This is a genomic window from Sphingomonas degradans (assembly GCF_053502645.1).
This window is the reverse complement of the sequence record NZ_CP177172.1, coordinates 2,650,804-2,665,181: the sequence shown is the minus strand read 5'-3', so window position 1 is coordinate 2,665,181 and position 14,378 is coordinate 2,650,804. Positions and strand designations below refer to the sequence as shown.

Here is a 14,378-nt window from a genome sequence, read left to right as displayed (position 1 = left end):
CGAAGGGAAAAATCTCGCATGCGTACGCTTTCCATCGCCAGCACGGGCATGCTTGCCCAGCAGACCAACGTCGATGTCATTTCGAACAACATCGCCAACATGAACACCACCGGGTTCAAGCGCCAGCGCGCCGAATTCCAGGACCTGTTGTACCAGCAGGTGCAGCGCGCGGGCGCCGCATCGGGCGCGGAAAGCAAGGCGCCGGTGGGCATCCAGATCGGCGCCGGCGTCAAGACCGGCGGCGTCTATCGCATCAACGAACAGGGCGCGACCGTCCAGACCAGCAACCAGTATGACGTTGCGATCGAAGGGCGCGGCTATTTCCAGGTCACGCTGCCTTCGGGCGATACGGCCTATACGCGCGACGGTTCGTTCCAGCTTTCGGACCAGGGCGAGATCGTGACGCTCGACGGCTATCAGGTACAGCCGGGCATCACCGTGCCGCAGGGCACGGTGGACATCGCGATTTCCAAGACCGGCCAGGTCGAGGCGACCATCGCCGGCAATCCGCAGCCCCAGGTGCTCGGCCAGCTCGAACTCGCGACGTTCATGAACGACGCCGGGCTGGAGGCAAAGGGCGGCAACCTGTTCCTGGAGACCTCGGCATCGGGCCAGCCCACCGTGGCGGCGCCGGGCGAGCCGGGCTTCGGTTCGCTGAGCCAGGGCTTTGTCGAGGCGTCGAACGTGAATGCGGTGTCCGAAATCACCGCGCTCATCACCGCGCAGCGCGCCTATGAAATGAACAGCCGCGTCGTGAAGACCGCAGACGAGATGCTGGCAACCACCAGCCAGCTGCGCTGATGCTGGCGCTGCTTGCACTGGCGCTGTTGGGCGCCACGCCTGAAGAGCCGGTGCAGGTCGCGATCCTCGACCATGCGGTGGCCAAGGGCGAGCGGATCGAAGCGGGCGACTTCGCGATGGAGCCCCGCCCGGCCGCTGCGGCGCGCGGCGCGCTGCGCGTCGAAGAGGCGGCCGGCATGGAGGCGGTGCGTACGCTCGCCGCCGGCTCGATCGTGCGGCGCAGCGACGTGGTGCACCCGCAACTGGTGCGGCGGGGCGAGCCGGTGACGATCCGGCTGGTCCACGGCAATTTGTCGATAACGGCATCGGGCCGCGCGCTGGGTAGCGGCGCGGCCGGAGACCCCGTGCGCGTCGTGGTGAACGCCACCAGCCGCACGCTGGATGGAACGGTGGAAGGCTCCGGCACGGTCCGGATCGCCACGCCCTGAGGAGAATTGCAATGCGTAAGGCTGTTGTACTGGTGGCGCTGTGCGCCACCCTGTCGGGTTGTGGCGCCGTCGGGCGGCTGAAACAGGTGGGCAAGGCGCCCAAGCTGTCGGGCATGGACGCGGTCGCCGCGCCCGAGCTGGAAGCGTCGCTGTCGGCGCCGGCCGATCGCGGCAACCGTGCGCTGACCGCGCCGACCGCGGCGCCCAGCGCGTCGCTGTTCCGCACCGGCGCCGGCGCGTTCTTTCGCGATCAGCGCGCGACCAAGCTGGGCGACATCCTGACGATCAAGATCAACATCCAGGACAAGGCCGATATCGGCAACAACACGTCGCGGACGCGCGGCGGGACCGAAACCGGGGGCATCGGCGGGCTGCTGGGCATCAAGCCGGTGGAGAAGCTGCTCGGCAGCGGCGCGTCGAGCGTGCTGGAGACCAATTCGGGCTCCAAATATGCCGGCGGCGGCACCACCGTGCGTTCGGAGACGATCAGCATGACGATGGCCGCGATCGTCACCCAGGTGCTGCCCAACGGCAACATGATGATCCGCGGCAAGCAGGAAGTGCGCGTCAATTTCGAGATGCGCGAGCTGATCGTGACCGGCATCATCCGGCCCGAGGACATCGCCCGCGACAATTCGATCCAGCACAGCCAGATCGCCGAAGCGCGCGTCATCTATGGCGGCAAGGGCCAGCTGACCGAGGCGCAGCAGGCGCGGTGGGGCCAGCAGATCTACGACGCGCTGTTCCCCTTCTGAACGACACGATCGCTGGTGCAGGGGCGGGGCGTGCGGACGGGAGTCCGCGCGCCCCGCTTCGTTGTGGGCGGTGGGAAATGTTGAGGAAGTTTAGGGTCCCCTGAACCCGGTTAAACGGCGCTAACGATGAAAAATCGCTCGCAAATTTGGGTCATCCTATAATTCTTCCCACAATGGAGATGCAGGCGCATTTAGCGCGCCCTGCCGAGGACCGGCGCCTCCGGTTCGAGCCGCAGAAGCAGCTCATTATCCAAGAAGGAAATCATCATGGCTTTCTCCGTCAACACCAACGTCGGCGCAATGGCTGCGCTTCAGAGCCTCAACGAAACCGGCAAGGGCCTCTCGCAGGTTCAGAGCCGTATCAACACGGGCCTGAGCGTCGCTTCGACCAAGGACGATTCGGCATCGTACACCATCGCGCAGGGCCTGCGCGGCGACATGGGCGGCCTGAAGGCCGTTTCCGCGTCGCTGAGCCGCGCCAAGAGCGTGACCGATGTCGCGGTTGCCGGCGCCGAGCAGATCTCGGACGTCATCAACCAGATGAAGGCCAAGGCCACCCAGGCCGCCGACGCGGGCATCACCGCTGAAGCACGCAGCGCCTACAACGAAGACTTCAAGGCACTGCGCGACCAGATCACGACCATCGTGAACTCGTCGGACTTCAACGGCACGAACCTGCTGAAGGCTTCGGGCGGTTCGGTTACGGCGCTTCAGTCGCTGAAGGATTCGGACACCTCGTCGGCAACGACCTGGAACCCGGATTCGCTGAGCGTCGCCAACCAGGGTCTGCAGCTCGGTGGTTCGGTCGTGACCGTTGCCGCCAGCGGCGACATCTCGACCCAGACCGCTGCGCAGACGATGGTGGACACGCTGACGACCACGCAGACCAACCTCAAGACCAGCCTGAGCACGCTCGGTGCAGCATCGCGCAAGATCGACGCACAGTCGGCCTTCACGAGCAAGCTGTCCGACGTGATCGAGGCCGGCATCGGCAACCTTGTCGACGCCGACCTGGCGAAGGAATCTGCCAAGCTGCAGGCTCTGCAGGTGAAGCAGCAGCTGGGTGTTCAGGCTCTGTCGATCGCCAATCAGGCGCCGCAGACGATCACTTCGCTGTTCCGTTAAGACCGATCTTAACCCTGGAAGATCTGGTCTAGACGGAGGCCGGGATGGGAAACCATCCCGGCCTCTTTTTTTGTCCCCTCGTTTCGGGAGCGATTCTCTTTTTGCCGGGCGCCGTCCGGCGGAAGGGTCGATCGCGCTATAATGATGGGAAAGCAGGAGGTTGTCGCTTGTTCCCCCGTATCCGTGAAATTACCGATGCCTTTGGCGGCCGCCTGCGTGTCAGCGTGGAGGAGCATCCTTCCGGCGCGCTGGTGGTGATCGAGCGTCCCGACCTGACCGGGCGGCCCCGCGTGCTGCTGGACGGCTATGGCGTGGATATCCTGTCGGGATACATCATGTCGGCCCGCCTGTCGGTGCCGCACCCGCTTCCCGACGAGCATGTCGACGGCACGTTCAGCACGCGTTTCCGCCTGGAGCTGGAGCCCAGCGCGTCGCTGTCGCTCAACCAGTCCGGCGATGCGAAACTGGAGATTCCGGCCCCATTCTGGGACAGATTGTACGCCGAACTATGCCTCGTCGCGGCCCATGCGCGCGAGCTTGCGAGGCGCGCCGAAGCCCGCGTGCACTGATTCGGGAAAACTACGTAGGGGCAAGACCTGACTACGCCAGAAACACTGCCTCGGGCATTTCGGCCCCAGAGCACAGATGCGACAGACACTGGGGGTCTCGAGTGATGAAGTTACGAGAATTTGGGCATAATTCCTCTAATCCCCCGGCAGGGTTCAGCATTACCCTGACGCTTACCGTGGAGGACGCGACCCGCCTTTGGGCTGCCGCCGCTGAACGCGCGCTCAGTGCCCCGGGCATGACGCTGGCTGACGTGCTGGACACGATCGGCCCGCGCGAGGACCCGCAGCTGGCGGAGTGCCTGAGCATGCTGACGGCGCCCTCGGCGATCCCCGGATGCGGCCTGGACAGCTTCACGGTGCGCGAGACGATCAGCCCGCTGACGGCGCAGCTGATCCACCTGCCGGTCGCGACCGACAGTGCCCGTGGCGACATGCTGCCGGTCGCCTTTGGCTGAACCGCCCGCCGCACGGCGGACTCTATCGCATCACGAACCGGCGGGCATTTTGCCCGCCGTTTTTTTTGCCCGGCGCGCGCCGACGCGGTCCCCGTCGCGAGGGCAAAAAAAACCCCGCCGAAGCGGGGTGGGAGAGACGAACGGTACGTAGAGGGGATCGGAACGTCCGCCCGTCTCTCTTGCTTTCATTATAGCGCTCGGGGGATGCCCCGTGGCGGAGCCAGGCTCCGATCTTGTGCGCTACGGGATCGTACGGATCGGTGCTGGTTATACCAAGGTTCATTGCCATGAACCCATGCGCCACCCGCCCCGCCTCCCCACCCGACCACCAAGGATACCATCAGGCGATGGTGGTCGAGTGGGGGGCGGGGCGGGTGGCAGGAGTTGCGCTCAACGCGACGAGATCACGCGCCGACGCGGACCAGGCTGCTCGTGGGGACCTTCACGCCGTTGACCGATACGGTGATGACGCCGTTGGCGAGCTGGACGTCGTCCACCTTGCCGATCGCATGCGCCTTGGCCGGCACGGTGTTGCCCGAGGCATCGGTGCCCTTCAGCGTGATCGTGTACTCGCCGGCTTCCATCGTCTTGCCATCGGTGGTCTTGCCGTCCCAGCTGAGCCCGCCGGAGACGGCGCCGGCCTCTACCGTGCGGGTGTCGACGACCTTGCCGGCCGAATTGGTGATCGTGGCGGTCAGCGTCTTGACGCTGCGATCGGCGGTCCAGCTCCACTGTGCGGGGGCGGTAGCGCTAAGGCCTGCCGTTGCGCTGTTGGTCTCGACATTCTTGCCGAGCAGCGCCGATGCCTGGGTCAGGTTCTGCGTGCCGAGGCTCGACAGGATCGACTTGAGCGTCGTGGTCTGCTCGATCGACTGTTCGACCTGCGAGAACTGGACGAGCTGCTGCGTATATTGCGCGGTGTCGGTGGGGTTGAGCGGATCCTGGTTCTGCATCTGCGTGGTCAGCAGCTTGAGGAACATGTTGTAATCGGCGCTCAGCTTGGTGCCGGCGGCGGTATCCGCGCCGGTCGGGCTCGTGCCGGTGGTGCCGGTGACGGTCGTCATATCAGGTTCCTATGCGAGAAGATCGACCTGCCCATCGCCCCGGATGGCGCGATAGGCGGGGTTGGTTTCGGACTCATCCTGCGCCGCGTTCTGGCGCCGGTCGTCGCCGCGCTGCTGCTGCGGATTGGACTGGCCGGACTGGCCATCGCCGGTGCGGCTTTCGAAGCGGAAGCTCTGGGCATCGGTGCGGATGCCCGCCTGGTCCAGCGTGCGCGCGAGATCGGGCAGGTCCTGGCGCAGCAGGTCGAGCGCATGGGCGCTGTCGGCGCGGAGCGTCGCCTTCATGCTGCCGGCATCGTCGAACGACAGCGTCACTTCGACGCGGCCAAGCTCGGCCGGGTTCATCCGGACGCGCAGCGAGGATTCGCCGGCCTCCACCTTGCGCGCAATCTCTACGCCCAGCCCCTGGCCCAGTGCGCCGGGACGGGCGCTGACCTGGGGCTCGGCGACGGGCAGCGGAGTCGTGGCAGCGACGGCGGGGCGCTGGGCGGCGGCATGGAAGGCGGGCGCGGGGGCGGTGCCGCTGTCCGGAAGCGTGAAGCGTGGTGCTGCGTCGTGCGACGCCGTGGCCATATCCTCACCCTTGCCCGAATCGGTGCTGGCGACCGAAGCGACGGGCGATCCGGTTGCGGTGCGCGACGGCGCGGGGCCTGCATGGGTAGCGACGCTGTTCGCAGCATCACCGATGCTGGTCGCGCGACCGGCGGGGCCGGACTTGCGCGTGGCTTGCGCGGTGGTCCGCGTTTCTGCCGGTGCCGTGCGGGGGGCATCGGGCGTCGCGGCGGACTGGACCGGAACGGGCTGGGGCGTGGGGGTCGCGACCGGGGTTTCGGTGGCGATTGGCACAGGCTGTGCCTCTGCCGGTGCGGCGGAGTCGGTGCCGGCGTCGGATGCCGCTTCGTCCGGCGTTGCCGTGGCGGGCATTTCCGGCGCGCCTGCGGTGTCGGCGGGTACGGGCGCCTCCGCCACGGGGGCATCGGTGGCGAGGGGCGCCGCCGGTTGCGGCGCAACGGGGCTGGCCGGTACGGGCTTGGTGGCGGCGGGCTTGGCCGTCGCGACGGGGACCTGCGCGGGCACTGGGGCGGCGGCATCGGCATCGGGCAGCGCAGGCGTGGCCGGCGACACCGCGTGCGCCGGAACCTGGGCGACTGCAGGCGCGGGGATTTCGCTATCGGCTGGCGCAGGCGTCACCGCCGGCACGGGCTGTGCGATCGCAGCCGGGGCGGGGGCGATCGCTGCCTCTGGTACGGGCGCGGTGGGAGTCATCCCCGTCAGGTCGGGCGCAGGCGCGGAATCGGGCAGCCGGGCAGCCGTCGCCACCAGCTGCGACAGCGCGTTCGGCGCCTGAAACGCAGCGAGCGGGCCGGGGGCGATGCCGGTGCCGGCGGTGCTCGCGATCAGGCCATTCGCCTGGGGCAGCAGCGGGGCGGGCTGCACCGATACGTCGAGCTTCTGGACCAGCGGGAGCTGCAACCCGGCGCCGACGCCATCGCCCAAGGCGGTCCCCAGAAGCTGGGCAAAGCCGCTGCTCATGGCAGTGCCGGGAGCGGGCAGGGCAACGCCGTTACCCGAAGTCGTTCCGAAAGGAAGGATGTTCATCCAGGCGCCTCTTGCTGGCCGCGAACGGCCCGTTACGTCATTATAGGACAAGTACGGGAGCGGCGGTGTTTCACTCAGCCGATCGTGCCCAGCGCGCGGATGCGGGCGCGGGCGTGGATTTCGTTCTGCGACAGCACGACGGTGGCCGGGCGCACCCGTTCGATGATCGAGCGGACGAACGGGCGGATCGACGGGCTGGTGAGCAGGCACGGGATTTCGCCGTCCGCCGCCAGCCGGTCATAGGTCTCGCGGACCGACGCGATGAAGCGCTGGAGCGAGGACGGGGCCATCGCGAGCTGGCGATCGTCGCCGCTGCCCAGGATCGAATCGGCGAACGCCTGGTCCCATTCGGGTGAGAGGGTAACGACCGGAATGGCATCGCCGCGCACCTGCGTCGCGCTGATCTGGCGGGCCAGGCGGGCGCGGACATGCTCGGTCATCTGGGTCAGGTTCGCGGTCAGCGGCGCGGCTTCGGCGATGCCTTCCAGGATCGTCGGGATGTCGCGGATCGAAATGCCCTCGCCCAGCAGGTTTTGCAGGATGCGCTGGACGCTGGAGATCGAGACCTTGGACGGGATGATGTCCGCCACCAGCTTTTCGGCGTCGCGGTGGACTTCCATCAGCAGCTTCTGCGTCTCGGTGTACGACAGCAAGTCGGCGATGTTGTCCTTGACCAGCTCGGTCAGGTGCGTGGTGATGATCGTGCCGCAATCGACCACGGTCAGCCCGCGAAAGCCCGCTTCGTCGCGCAGTTCGCGGTCGATCCACAGCGCGGGGAGGCCGAACACCGGCTCGCGCGTGTTCTCGCCCGGCAGGCCCACGGGCCCGCCGCCGGGATTGATGAGCAGCAGCTTGTCGAGGCGGATCTCGCCGCGTGCCGCTTCGGTCTCCTTGATCGTGATGACATATTCGTTGGGCTTGAGGCCCATATTGTCGATGATCCGGACCGAGGGGAGGACGAAGCCGAAATCGGTCGCCATCTGGCGGCGCAGCGCGCGGACCTGGTCGTCGAGCCGCGGTTCGCGCGTATCGTCGTTGATCATCGGCAGCAGCGCATAGCCGATCTCGATGCGGACCGCGTCGATCGCCAGCGTGGCGGAAATCGGCTGTTCGACGATCGCGGCCTGTGCCTCGTCTCGGGCGGTGATCGCCTTGTCCAGCGCTGCCCTGGCATCGGCGCGCTTCGACATCTTCCATGCCGCAAAGCCCGACAGCCCGGCAAAGGCCGCAAAGGGGATGAAGGGCAGGCCGGGCATCAGCGCCAGCGCGCCCATCAGCACGGCGACCATGCCGAATGCCTTGGGATAACGGCCCAGCTGGTCGCCCAGCGCGGTGCCGGTCTTGCCCTTGATCCCGCCCTTCGACACCAGCAGGCCGGCGGCGGTCGAGACGATCAGCGCCGGGATCTGGCTGACCAGCCCGTCGCCGGCGGTCAGCACGGTATAGGTGCGGAACGCCTCGCCCACGGGCACGCCGTGCGAGATGACGCCGATCGCCAGCCCGACGACGATGTTGATCGCGGTGATGAGCAGGCCTGCGACGGCATCGCCCTTCACGAATTTGGACGCACCGTCCATCGCGCCGTAGAAGCCGCTTTCGGCCTCCACTTCGGCGCGGCGTTCCTTGGCGGTGTTTTCGTCGATCATCCCGGCGGACAGGTCGGCGTCGATCGCCATCTGCTTGCCGGGCATCGAATCCAGGCTGAAGCGCGCGGCGACTTCGGCGATGCGGCCCGCGCCCTTGGTGATGACGACGAAGTTGATGACGACCAGGATGATGAAGATCGTCAGACCGATGATCGTCTCGCCGCCCATCAGGAATTCGCCGAACGCGCCGATCACGCCGCCGGCAGCGTCGGGGCCCTCGTGCCCGTGGCTGAGGATCAGGCGCGTGGAGGCGAGGTTCAGGCCCAGCCGCAGCATCGTCGCGACCAGCAGGATCGTCGGAAAGGCGCTGAGTTCCAGCGGCTTTTCGATGAACAGCGCGGTCATCAGGATCAGCACCGAAATGGTGATCGACAGCGCCAGTCCCATGTCGAGCATCCAGCCGGGCATCGGCAGGATGAGCATGGCGATGATCGCGATGACGCCGAAGCCCAGCGCGAGATCGCGGCTGAACCCCATGCGAGCGAACAGGGCGTTGAGGGCGGGAGGCATTTTCTACAGCGCCGGCGAAACCGGAATCCCGGCTTCGATAAAGGTTCTGAGCTTGTTGCGCATGGTCCGCACCGAAATCCCCAATATGTGCGACGCCGAAGTGCGGTTGCCGTGGCACCGCTCCAGCGTCTGCAGGATCAGTTCGCGTTCGACTTCCTCGACCGTGTGGCCGACCAGCCCCTGCACCTGGAACCGGTGCGGCTCGGTCGCCTCCAGGTCGATCAGGCGGCTGCCGTCCGACCGGACCAGGTCGCCCGGTTCGATCCGCGTGCCGCTGGACAACAGCAGCGCGCGCTGGACGCATTCCTCCAGCTCGCGGATGTTGCCGGGCCAGCCATAGCGGGTGACCAGCGCCAGCGCTTCGTCGCTGAACGGACGCGGCTGCACCCCATCGCTTTCGGCAAGCCGTTCGGCGAAGTGGCGGGCGAGGCGGGCGGCGTCGTCGCCGCGCGCACGCAGTGCGGGCACCGCGACGCGCACCAGCCCCAGCCGCTGGAGCAAATCGGCGCGAAAGACGCCGCTTTCCACGGCCGCGTCGAGATCGAGGCTGGTCGTCGCGATCAGCCGCGCGCGGAACGGCACTGTGTCGCTGCCGCCGACGCGGCGGAACTGCTGTTCCTGCAACGCCGACAACAGCCGTGCCTGGGTGGAGGCGGCGAGCGCGCCCACTTCGCGCAGCAGGATGGTGCCGGTGCCGACCTTTTCAAGGCGACCGATGCGGCGGGCGACGGCGCCGGCAAAGGCGCCTTCTTCGTGCCCGAACAGCTCGGAATCGATGATTTCCGCCGCGACGCCGGCGCATTCGACCACCAGCATCGTCGGCCCGCGCCCCGATCCGTCATGGATCGTGCGCGCCATGGTCTCCTTGCCGCTGCCCTTCTCGCCCGTGACGAGCACCGGCGCGCCGCTGGTCGCGACCGCGGCGGCGAGCGCCAGCGCGCGCGACAAAGCGGGGTTGTCCCCGATCGTCTCGGGCCGGCGCCGCTCGACCACCGATGCGATGGCGGCGGCGATCAGATCGCGTTGCGGGGGCAGGGGCACGTAATCGCGCGCACCGGCGCGGATCGCCGCCACGGCCCGTTCGGCCGAGGCATCGATCCCGCACGCCAGCACGGGAATGGGAAAGCGCTCGGCGCGGATGCTGGCCATGAATCCGGCAACATCGGCCTCGACGTCGATCATCACCAGATCGGCGCCGGTTTCGCGCAGCAGGACCAGCGCGTCGCCCGGCGAATCCGCCATGGCGACGTCGGCGCCGGCCTGTCGCGCCATTTCGGCGGCGCGCCGAAATTCGGTGCCGGGCGCGCCGACCAGGAGCATGCGAATGACCGGCATCAACGTTCCGCCCGCACGATCTCGGTCAGGGTGACGCCCAGCGCGTTGTCGATCAGGACGACTTCGCCGCGCGCGATCAGGCGATCGTTGACGAAGATGTCGACCGGCTCGCCGACCTTGCGGTCCAGCTCGACCACCGCGCCTGCGGAAAGGTGGAGCAGCTCGCCGACCGGCATCCGGGCGCGGCCGAGCACGGCCTGCACCTTGACCGGCACGTCGTGCACCGCTTCCAGCCCCTCGGAGCCGACGGGCTGGCCATCGCCGCCCGTGTTGATTTCGAAATCCTCGAACAGCGGTGCGGGCTGTTCTGCGGCGTCGGACGGAATGATGTCATGGGGATCGATCGTCATGGTCTCAGTTCCTATGTGTTCATCCACTGACGGATCACCGAGGCCGCTTCGGGCGGGCTCGCGTTGATCGCGTCACCGATGCGCTTGAGCGCGGAAAGTTTGATGCGTCCGTCGACCTGGGCGAGGGCGATTTCCTGGTCGAGCAGCGCGTGGGGCTCGGCGGCGTTCATCGCCTCGAGCTGCTGGGCCGCTTCGGCATCGCCATCCGCCGCGCGCTCGGCCAGCGCGAGCCGTTCGGCGTTGTGGCTGGCCAGCGCGGCGGCGTCGGCCAGTGCGGGATCGGGGGCCAGCACCTTGGGCTTCAGCATCCGCAGCGCGATCAGCCCGACGATGCCGATCACGATCAGCTGGAGCAGACCCCAGACCCGATCCATCGACAGCAGCGACAACAGGCCGCTTTCGTTGTCGGCCAGCGCATCGCCCGCCGAAAACTGCATGCTTTCCACCACCACGCTGTCGCCGCGCTCGGTATCGGCGCCGACGGCGTTCTCGACGAGGCGCTGGAGCCGCTGCATCTGCGGCTGGGGCAGGCCCTTTTCGCCGCCATCGATCATCACCGCGACCGACAGCCGCGTGACCTTGCCCGGCGCGCGCAGCGTCACCGTCTTGGTCGAGCTGTTGTCATAGGTGGTGTCTTCGGACGTCTGGTTGCTGGAGGTCTGCTTGCTCGGCCCGGTGCCGGGCGCCTGGCCCTGTGCGTCGGGCAGCTGGTTGGCGACCGAGGTGGTGGTGGGGGCGGCATCGGTCTCGCGGTTCTGGTCGCCGCTTTCGACGCTGACCTGGCGCGAGATGACCTGCTTGTCGGGATCGAAGGTGTTCGATTCCTCGCGCGTCTGGTCGCGGTCGATCTGGGCGGAAACCTCGGCGCGGACCTTGCCCTGGCCGACGATCGGTTCGAGCAGCGATTCGACTTCGGCGCGCAGCTTGGCCTCGACCGCCTGTTGCCGCTCATCGGCATCGCCGGCGCTCGCGGTGCCGGGGTCGCCGGCGCGGGCCAGCAACGCGCCGCTCTGGTCGATGACCGAGACGGCGTCGGGCGAAAGCTCAGGGACCGAGGAGGCGACGAGATAGCGGATCGACGCGATCGATTCCGACGACAGCCGGCCCTTGGTCTTGACGGTGACGGCGGCGGTCGCCTTGCGCGCATCGGTGGCGAACATCGCACGTTCGGGCATCACGATGTGGACGCGCGCGGCGCTGACATTCTGGATGGTCTGCACCGATTTGGCGAGTTCGCCTTCGACCGCGCGGGTCTCGTTCAGCTTGGCGCGGCTGGCGGAAACGCCGAAGGGCTGTTCCTCGTCCAGCACTTCATAGCCGATCTTGCCGCCCAGCTTTTCGCCGGCCATGCCCATGCGCAGCTCGGCCAGCTTTTCCTGCGGCGCCATGATCGAGGTGCCGTCGGCGGAAAGCGTGTATTCGACGTTCTGCGCCTTGAGCTTTTCGGTGATCGTCGCCGCGGCGGACGGATCGAGATCGGTGTAGAGGAATCCCATGGACGGGTCCGAACCGCGCGTCGCGACGAACGCCAGAGCGGCGAGCAGCGCGAACGCGACGCCCCCCATCAACATCAGCCGCCGGGGCCCCAGTTGCTCGGCAAATTTTTTGATCGCTTCCAAGGCCGCCCCGTCGCGTGGTGCCGGGGACGGAAATGTCCCCTCTCCGTTTCTTTATAGGAGGGGGTCGAGCGGCAGTTTGTGCCGGGTGGGAATTTTTTGCCTAGTTTGCGCTGCGCGCTTGGGTCCGCCGGTTCATTTTACGAATGCCCGCTCGCAAGACAGTACCACCGCACGGCAATGGGGCAGCCCTGAACGCCGTCATCCCGGCGAAGGCCGGGATCCATTGTCGCTCCGCTGCGCCAAAAACGCGGGCGGAGCGGCGAATGGATCCTGACTTTCGTCAGGATGACACGGATTTCCTGAATGCGATTGCTGGCGTTACCGGGCGGGTCGGGCGCGACTTTCCCAAGCGCGACACGTCAGCGCTTGAGCAGGCTTTCCAGCTCGGCGGCGATGGCTTCGCGGCGGGCGGCGGCGTCGAGCGAGAGGCCGCCCTGTTCCCAGCCGATCATCGCATCGCCGGGGGCGAGCGTGACGTCGCCCACCACGGCCAGCGACAATTTGCGCCGGTCACGCGACTGGCGATCGGCGATGCGCGCCTCGATCGCGTCGATCAGGTCGGGGTGCACGCGGATTTCCAGCTCGGTGCCGCGCGCGACCTGGCCGAGCACGCGTCCGATCGCCTGGTCGATCGCGTCGTCGGGCGCGGTCTGGAGCGCACGACCGGCGATCACGTCGGCGGCGGCCAGCGCGATCTGCGCGGCATCGCCCGTCACGCGATCGGTGACTTCGCCGAAACGCTCGTCGAGCATCTCGATCCCGGCCTGGAGCGCATCCACCGCGCTCAGCAATGCCACGTCGCGCTCGGCGCGGGCCTGGGCCAGTCCGGCTTCGAATCCCTGCGCGCGGGCAAGCGCCAGCTGCGAGCCATGCTCAGCCTTCAACGCGGCGATCTCGGCGCGCAGGGCGCCGACTTCCAGCACTTCCTCGGCGCGCGGGATATCGGCCCCGGGCGCGCTGAAGATGCGATCGAATGCAAAACGCTGAACAGTGTGCAGGCTCATCGTGGAACTGCCTTCCTCAAATGATCATCGCATCGTCGGCCTTGGGATCGACCAGCATGATTTCGCCGCGGTCGGCCAGAACCTTGGCGAGGCGCACCAGCGCGGACTGCGCTTCCTCGCAATCGCGTGCACGCACGGGGCCCATGCCCGCCATATCCTCGCGCATCAGCTTCGATGCACGCTCGGTCATCGCGCCGAAGAACAGCTGTTTCAGCTTTTCCGGTGCGCCCTTGAGCGCCAGCGCCATTTCTCGCTTGTCGGCATTGCGCACGATCACCGCGATGGCGGCCGGCAGCAGGTTCGACAGATCCTCGAACGTGAACATCAGCGCGCGGATGCGCTCTGCGCTCTCGGGGGCGCGGACGTCGAGCGCGGTCAGCATCGCCTCTTCGGTCGAACGATCGAGCGAGTTGAACAGTTCGGCCATCGATTCGTGCGGATCGCGCTTGTTCGAGCGCGACAGGTTGGTCATGAATTCGCTCTTCAGCGTCTGTTCGACCTGGTTGATGACGTCCTTCTGCACGGTGTCCATGCGCAGCATCCGCATGATGACGTCGACGGAGAAGTCGCGCGGCAGCTCGGACAGGACGCGCGCCGCATGGTCCGAACGCAGCTTGGACAGGATGACCGCCACCGTCTGGGGATATTCGTGGCGCAGCGCGCCCGCGAGCACGGATTCGCTGACGTTGGACAGCTTGTCCCACATCGTCCGGCCGGACGGGCCACGGATGTCCTCCATGATGTCCTTGACCTTCTCGCCCGGCAGGATGCCGGCGAGCAGGCGCTCGGTCGTCTCGTAGCTGCCATGGAGCGAGGCCATGCTCGACACTTCGGACGTGAACTGGACCAGCAGATGCTCGACCACTTCGGACGGGACGCGGCCGAGCCCGGCGATGGTCGAGGACAGTTCCTTGATCTCGTCGGTCGAAAGCTGGTCCCAGATCGCGGCGCCATGTTCCTTGCCCAGCGCCAGCATCAGCGCGGCTGCGCGCTGGGGGCCGGAGTATTTCTTCAGCTCGGGCGGCTCGGCAATGGGTGCCATCTGGCTCATTCGGATCCCCAATCTCGAAAAATGCGCGCCCGCACGAGGGCGGTGTCACGATTGCCTCTATTATAGG

Annotated in this window: 14 protein-coding genes; 6 read left to right on the top strand and 8 right to left on the bottom strand. The window is 67.3% G+C overall.

What is annotated here, in order from left to right:
• Positions 1-18 precede the first annotated feature (18 nt).
• The 6 genes from flgG (at position 19) to ACG3SL_RS12065 (ending at position 4,133) form a co-directional block, all read left to right on the top strand.
• Positions 19-801: a flagellar basal-body rod protein FlgG gene (gene flgG, locus ACG3SL_RS12090; RefSeq protein WP_448661387.1), complete on the top strand. Its 783-nt coding sequence runs from the start codon at positions 19-21 to the stop codon at positions 799-801.
• Entirely contained in the window at positions 801-1,229 is a 429-nt protein-coding gene (flgA, locus tag ACG3SL_RS12085; protein ID WP_448661386.1) for a flagellar basal body P-ring formation chaperone FlgA, read from the top strand. The genes flgG and flgA overlap by 1 nt, the downstream gene beginning before the upstream one ends.
• Before the next feature lie 11 nt (positions 1,230-1,240).
• The gene (gene flgH / locus ACG3SL_RS12080; RefSeq protein WP_448661385.1) at positions 1,241-1,984 is read left to right on the top strand and encodes a flagellar basal body L-ring protein FlgH; all 744 of its coding nucleotides are present in this window, start codon (positions 1,241-1,243) and stop codon (positions 1,982-1,984) included.
• Between the two features lie 267 nt (positions 1,985-2,251).
• Positions 2,252-3,109, top strand: coding sequence for a flagellin (locus ACG3SL_RS12075; protein WP_448661384.1), 858 nt, complete (start codon positions 2,252-2,254; stop codon positions 3,107-3,109).
• 167 nt (positions 3,110-3,276) lie between these two features.
• Positions 3,277-3,678 (top strand): hypothetical protein, encoded by a 402-nt coding sequence (locus ACG3SL_RS12070; protein ID WP_448661383.1) that lies wholly within the window; start codon positions 3,277-3,279, stop codon positions 3,676-3,678.
• A 236-nt stretch (positions 3,679-3,914) separates the two neighbouring features.
• Positions 3,915-4,133 carry a hypothetical protein gene (locus tag ACG3SL_RS12065; RefSeq protein ID WP_448661382.1) on the top strand — a complete coding sequence of 73 codons (219 nt, stop codon included), beginning with the start codon at positions 3,915-3,917 and terminating at the stop codon, positions 4,131-4,133.
• A 404-nt stretch (positions 4,134-4,537) separates the two neighbouring features.
• On the opposite strand, the gene ACG3SL_RS12060 is transcribed toward ACG3SL_RS12065, so the two are convergent.
• The 8 genes from ACG3SL_RS12060 to ACG3SL_RS12025 all read right to left on the bottom strand — a co-directional run bounded on the left by ACG3SL_RS12060 (position 4,538) and on the right by ACG3SL_RS12025 (position 14,311).
• Positions 4,538-5,197, bottom strand: coding sequence for a flagellar hook assembly protein FlgD (locus ACG3SL_RS12060; RefSeq protein WP_448661381.1), 660 nt, complete (start codon positions 5,195-5,197; stop codon positions 4,538-4,540).
• Between the two features lie 9 nt (positions 5,198-5,206).
• The gene (locus ACG3SL_RS12055) at positions 5,207-6,796 is read right to left on the bottom strand and encodes a flagellar hook-length control protein FliK (RefSeq protein ID WP_448661380.1); all 1,590 of its coding nucleotides are present in this window, start codon (positions 6,794-6,796) and stop codon (positions 5,207-5,209) included.
• Positions 6,797-6,870: 74 nt separating this feature from the next.
• Positions 6,871-8,952, bottom strand: a complete 2,082-nt coding sequence (gene flhA / locus ACG3SL_RS12050; protein ID WP_448661379.1) for a flagellar biosynthesis protein FlhA — start codon at positions 8,950-8,952, stop codon at positions 6,871-6,873.
• Between the two features lie 3 nt (positions 8,953-8,955).
• On the bottom strand, positions 8,956-10,287 hold the full coding sequence (locus ACG3SL_RS12045; RefSeq protein WP_448661378.1) for a sigma-54-dependent transcriptional regulator: 1,332 nt from the start codon (positions 10,285-10,287) through the stop codon (positions 8,956-8,958).
• A complete protein-coding gene (gene fliN, locus ACG3SL_RS12040) occupies positions 10,287-10,637 on the bottom strand; it encodes a flagellar motor switch protein FliN (RefSeq protein WP_448661377.1) in 351 nt (116 codons plus the stop codon). Before fliN ends, ACG3SL_RS12045 begins: the two co-directional genes overlap by 1 nt.
• Positions 10,638-10,648: 11 nt before the next feature.
• Positions 10,649-12,256 carry a flagellar basal-body MS-ring/collar protein FliF gene (gene fliF, locus ACG3SL_RS12035; protein ID WP_448661376.1) on the bottom strand — a complete coding sequence of 536 codons (1,608 nt, stop codon included), beginning with the start codon at positions 12,254-12,256 and terminating at the stop codon, positions 10,649-10,651.
• A gap of 359 nt (positions 12,257-12,615) precedes the next feature.
• Entirely contained in the window at positions 12,616-13,260 is a 645-nt protein-coding gene (locus tag ACG3SL_RS12030; protein ID WP_448661375.1) for a FliH/SctL family protein, read from the bottom strand.
• Positions 13,261-13,276: 16 nt separating this feature from the next.
• Positions 13,277-14,311, bottom strand: a complete 1,035-nt coding sequence (locus ACG3SL_RS12025) for a flagellar motor switch protein FliG (protein WP_448661374.1) — start codon at positions 14,309-14,311, stop codon at positions 13,277-13,279.
• Positions 14,312-14,378: the final 67 nt, after the last annotated feature.

Excerpts from the sequence above, each read along its gene's own strand:
- flgA (WP_448661386.1), top strand. The coding sequence starts at position 801 with ATGCTGGCGCTGCTTGCACTGGCGCTGTTGGGCGCCACGCCTGAAGAG.
- ACG3SL_RS12060 (WP_448661381.1), bottom strand. The coding sequence starts at position 5,197 with ATGACGACCGTCACCGGCACCACCGGCACGAGCCCGACCGGCGCGGAT.
- fliN (WP_448661377.1), bottom strand. The coding sequence starts at position 10,637 with ATGACGATCGATCCCCATGACATCATTCCGTCCGACGCCGCAGAACAG.
- ACG3SL_RS12055 (WP_448661380.1), bottom strand. The coding sequence starts at position 6,796 with ATGAACATCCTTCCTTTCGGAACGACTTCGGGTAACGGCGTTGCCCTG.
- ACG3SL_RS12045 (WP_448661378.1), bottom strand. The coding sequence starts at position 10,287 with ATGCCGGTCATTCGCATGCTCCTGGTCGGCGCGCCCGGCACCGAATTT.
- flgG (WP_448661387.1), top strand. The coding sequence starts at position 19 with ATGCGTACGCTTTCCATCGCCAGCACGGGCATGCTTGCCCAGCAGACC.
- ACG3SL_RS12030 (WP_448661375.1), bottom strand. The coding sequence starts at position 13,260 with ATGAGCCTGCACACTGTTCAGCGTTTTGCATTCGATCGCATCTTCAGC.
- ACG3SL_RS12075 (WP_448661384.1), top strand. The coding sequence starts at position 2,252 with ATGGCTTTCTCCGTCAACACCAACGTCGGCGCAATGGCTGCGCTTCAG.
- flgH (WP_448661385.1), top strand. The coding sequence starts at position 1,241 with ATGCGTAAGGCTGTTGTACTGGTGGCGCTGTGCGCCACCCTGTCGGGT.
- flhA (WP_448661379.1), bottom strand. The coding sequence starts at position 8,952 with ATGCCTCCCGCCCTCAACGCCCTGTTCGCTCGCATGGGGTTCAGCCGC.
- ACG3SL_RS12025 (WP_448661374.1), bottom strand. The coding sequence starts at position 14,311 with ATGAGCCAGATGGCACCCATTGCCGAGCCGCCCGAGCTGAAGAAATAC.
- ACG3SL_RS12065 (WP_448661382.1), top strand. The coding sequence starts at position 3,915 with ATGACGCTGGCTGACGTGCTGGACACGATCGGCCCGCGCGAGGACCCG.